The following is a 4,182-nucleotide window of genomic DNA, read 5'->3' on the forward strand; positions in this document are numbered from 1 at the left end:
CCTCGTGGGAATGCCTGAAGGGCTCCACGAGAGCGGGTCAACATCAACATCAGGTATCGGACGAGCTTGCGTCTACCGCCTGCTCAATGCTGGAGGTGCCGGGGCTTAGCGGGTGTCCGTTGAATGGGTTGGCAATCAATTGCCTGGCAGACCCCATAGACTAAATTTCACAGCCTCCATTCACGAACCGCGTGCGTGGTCGACACTCGCGCCATCCATGGGAGGAAGGGCAACCCACGCCTTGCCCGAAAGCGGTCGCTTCGCGCTCAGCCAGTCTCGGCCGGCTGTCAAGATCCGACGTTGGGGAGCGTTGAACCGGATCGTTCGGCGGATGCGCGCCCGCGACCCTCAAGGCACGTCGGGCCGCGGATCGGCGACAAAGCCATCGCGGTTCGGCATGCGCACCGTCGACAGCGATCTGGCGTCGAGAACCGCGTCGTCCGCCACGAGCCCATTCAGGTTGAGCAGATATCCAACCACCGCGTAGATATCGTCGTTGCCTAGCGATTGCGGTGCATTCATCGGCATGGCGCGGCGAACATAATCGAACACCGTCGGCGCATAGGGCCAGTAGCTTCCGATTGTCTTCACGGGCTTCGCCGACGTGAGTGTGTCGTTGCCACCAACGAGCTTGTCGCCGACGCCGCCTTCGCCGGCCTGTCCGTGGCAGGACGCGCATTGCGCGGCGAACACCTCGCGGCCATGCGCGACGCTGCCGCTTCCTGCTGGGAGCTTCCTGCCGTCGCGGTCGACGTCGATATCCCAGGCCGCGATCTCAGCCTCGCTTGCCGGACGGCCCAAGCCGTAGCGGCCGTCCGCCCAGGCCGAGCTTACGGAGGCGACGAGCAGCGCCGCGGCTGCAACCTCAAGCCTTCGGATAGCCATTGGAGACCTCTCCGCTCGTCGCGATGCGCCAGGGGATGATGGCGTTGTTGTGGTAGAACGAGTTCATGCCGCGCGCCGCGGTCAGCATCTCGACGCCGGGTTGCACGTAGCCGGTCTCGTCGGTGGCGCGGCTCTGGATGATCGCGGCTTCACCGGTCCACGTCCAAGGCAACCGGAACCGGGTCAGTGCCTTGTTCAGGATCGGCGCCTGCAACTGCGCGTCCTGCCACGTCCTGCCTCCATCGACGGAGACCTCCACCCGCGCGATCCTGCCGCGCCCGCTCCAGGCGATGCCGGTGATCTCGTTGAAGCCGCGCTCGATCCGCTGCGTGCCCGACGGTCGCGTGATGATCGACTTCGCTTCCATGAGGAAGGTGAACTGCCGCGCCGTGCCGTCCGGCATCAGGTCGGTGTACTTCGCGGTCTCCTCGCGGGAATAGGCCGGTTCGGCCGCCACGTTGAGGCGCCGCAGCCACTTCACGCTCATGTTGCCTTCGAAGCCGGGCAGGAAGACGCGCAAGGGATAGCCCTGCTGCGGGCGCAGGCGCTCACCGTTCTGGCTGTAGACCAGCAATGCGTCGTCGAGGCATTTCTCGATCGGGATGCTGCGGGTCAAGGCCGCGGCATCGGCGCCCTCCGCGACGATCCAGTGGGCGCCGGGCTTGAGCCCGACCTCCTCAAGCACCGTCTTGAGGCGCACGCCGGTCCATTCCGCGCAACTCACCAATCCGACGAGATCGGAGGCCGTGCGGCCGGCGTTGATCGCCTTGAAGTCGGGGTTGCCCGAGCATTCGAGGAAGTAGATGTGCGACTCTGACGGAAAGCGCCGGATCTCCTCCATCGTCAGGATCAGCGGTCGCTCGACGAGGCCGTGGATCATCAAGCGGTGTTGGGCCGGATCGATATCGGGTACGCCGCCATGATGGCGCTCGTAGAACAGGCCGTTCGGCGTGATGATCCCGTCGAGGTCCTGCAACGGCGTGCGAACCGAGGCCGAGGTGTACTGCTTGAGCGACTTCGGGATGTTCTTGACGACGTGCTTCTCGTGCACCGAGGGCGTGCCGTAGGGCTGTGCCCCAGTGTCCGCACCCGGCGTTTTCATCCATTCGGGGATGTTTGGGGGGGCGTCCATCGGCTCCGCGGCGCGGGCCCGCTCGGCCAGGAGGCCACCCGCAACGGCACCGCCAACGAGCGCGGAGCTCTGCGAGAGAAAGTGCCGGCGTGAGGTCGAGGCCCTGTCGTTGCCCTCCCTCGCCATGCCTTCAAAGGATCGTTTCCCGCCTGCCATGTGCCCCCCGATCGGACTGTACGGCGTGAGGTTCGCCTGGCCCGCCGCCGCACGCGCGACACTGCACGGCAGTTGCTTCGGCGTCGGACCGTCCCCCGGCCTCACTCACTGACGCAATAGCGCTCACGCCGCGCGTTTGTCGAACCGCTACGTGCATTGCCGCCAGGCGGTGCTTCCCGCCGCGCCAAGCATCTTCTGGCTTGCGCTAACGTCAGCAACGACGCTCCCGGCGCGCCATCGGTAGAGCCTCGCGCGAGCTCTCGAGTGGGGTGAGCATCCGTGTAGGGCCGCAATTCATCTGTCTCGGGCAGGGGGCCGGCTTGCTCATACGACGCGAAACACCTGGTCGAGGTGCCTCTTCAATCCGCTCTCCTGCCAGGACCTGCCTCGCCAGCCGATGTAGCCGTCAGGCCGCACCAGGAAGGCCGTCGCCTCCGCGCCATAGGCCTTCGCGAATGCGCCCGCAGGATCGCCGAGCTGCGTCACCTCCGGCCCCGAAGGCGGACCCGTCACGCCCGCAACGGTGACGGTGCGCAGGTGCCCGCATGAATGCGAGTGGATCTGCCGCAACCAGGCCGACAGGTCGGACACGACGTCCGGCGGTGCGGTCTCTCCGAGGTGGATGATCAGGACGTGCTCCGTCCCGCGCAGGACGTCGTGCAGGCGCAGCGGGAAACCGAGACCCTGCCGCATCAGGCCGCTGACGTCCGGTGCCCGGTCCCCAGCCGCGGGGCCCTCGGCTCCGTCCGCATCGTCGCGAACCCACTCCATTCCACGGTAGGAGACCAGCACCTGGGTCTCAATCCGCCGGTCCGGCGCTCCGCCCTGCTCGCGCCCGTAGCTCTCGCTCGCCGCGCGGGTGCGTGCGACCACGTCGGCTCCGACCGGTCGTCGCTCCGCCTCGTAGCTGTCGAGCAGCGCTTCCGAGGCGTGGCCGCGGATCACGAGGGCGAGCTTCCAGGCGAGGTTGTAGGCGTCCTGGATGCCCGTGTTCATCCCTTGACCGCCCGTGGGTGGGTGGATGTGAGCAGCATCGCCCGCGATGAAGCCGCAGCCCTGCCGGTAGGCGGCGGCCAGCCGCATGCTGATGCGGAACACCGACGACCAGCGCAGATCCGACAGGCGCGGCCGGTCGGGCAGGAGATCGTCCGCGACCGCCTGCAATTCGTCGAGCGAGGGACCCTTCAGCTCGGCCTGGATGCCGTGCTCGGAGCCGCCCGCGGGCACGAGCCCGGCCGAGGCCAACATCGAGACGCGGTATCGGCCTGGCTCCGGCAGCGGAATGGCGATGAACATGGCGGGCGGACCACCTTGCACCAGCCGCAGGGCGCGCACCGACATGCCATAGGGCACGTCCCAGCCGATCCGCACGTCGCCCAGCATGAAGGGCCAGGGATAGGCCTCGCCCTCGAACGCGATGCCGAGCAGGCGCCGGACCGCGCTGTGCGCGCCGTCGCACCCCACGACGTACCGGAAGCTGGCTTCCTTGCTCACACGACCCTCGCGCTCGATGCGGGCGGCGGCGCCGCTGCCGTCCTGGCGCAGGGCCGATAGGGACACGCCGCGCTCGACCAGGTGGCCGTAGCGTTCAAGCTGTCGGGTGAGGATGCGCTCAGTCTCGTACTGGGGCAGGCCGAGCGCGGCGTAGGGTAGGTCGAGAGCCGGATTGGGCGCATCGACTGGCGGCCGCTCGTGGATGATCGAGCGCAGGCCCGTGAGCCAGATACCCGCGTCGATCATCTCACGAGCCAGTCCCATGTCGTCCCAGACCTCCAGCGTCCGCGGCGTGACCCCGATCGCGCGGCAGTAGGGCAGCGGCTGGGGCGCGCGGTCGATGATCCGGCAGCGCACGCCGTGGCGGGCCAGTTCACAGGCGAGCGTCAAGCCGACAGGCCCAGCCCCAACCACGAGCACATCCGCCACGACAGCCTCCTCAGGCCCGACGACCGCTGACCACCGCCAGCACCTCAATCCGCGCCGCAATTGCTCGGCGCTGGCGCGCCGGCGAA

General features: G+C 67.9%; 3 protein-coding genes. All 3 read right to left on the reverse strand.

Annotated features, from left to right (window positions below; translation table 11 throughout):
• Positions 1 to 348: 348 nt before the first annotated feature.
• On the reverse strand, positions 349 to 885 hold the full coding sequence (locus DT057_RS34105; protein WP_128566436.1) for a c-type cytochrome: 537 nt from the start codon (positions 883 to 885) through the stop codon (positions 349 to 351).
• On the reverse strand, positions 866 to 2,143 hold the full coding sequence (gene soxC / locus DT057_RS34110; RefSeq protein ID WP_128566437.1) for a sulfite dehydrogenase: 1,278 nt from the start codon (positions 2,141 to 2,143) through the stop codon (positions 866 to 868). The genes DT057_RS34105 and soxC overlap by 20 nt, the downstream gene beginning before the upstream one ends.
• Before the next feature lie 354 nt (positions 2,144 to 2,497).
• Positions 2,498 to 4,096: an FAD-dependent monooxygenase gene (locus DT057_RS34115; protein WP_128566438.1), complete on the reverse strand. Its 1,599-nt coding sequence runs from the start codon at positions 4,094 to 4,096 to the stop codon at positions 2,498 to 2,500.
• Positions 4,097 to 4,182: the final 86 nt, after the last annotated feature.

Source organism: Methylobacterium crusticola, assembly GCF_003574465.1.
Classification (GTDB): Bacteria; Pseudomonadota; Alphaproteobacteria; order Rhizobiales; family Beijerinckiaceae; genus Methylobacterium; species Methylobacterium crusticola.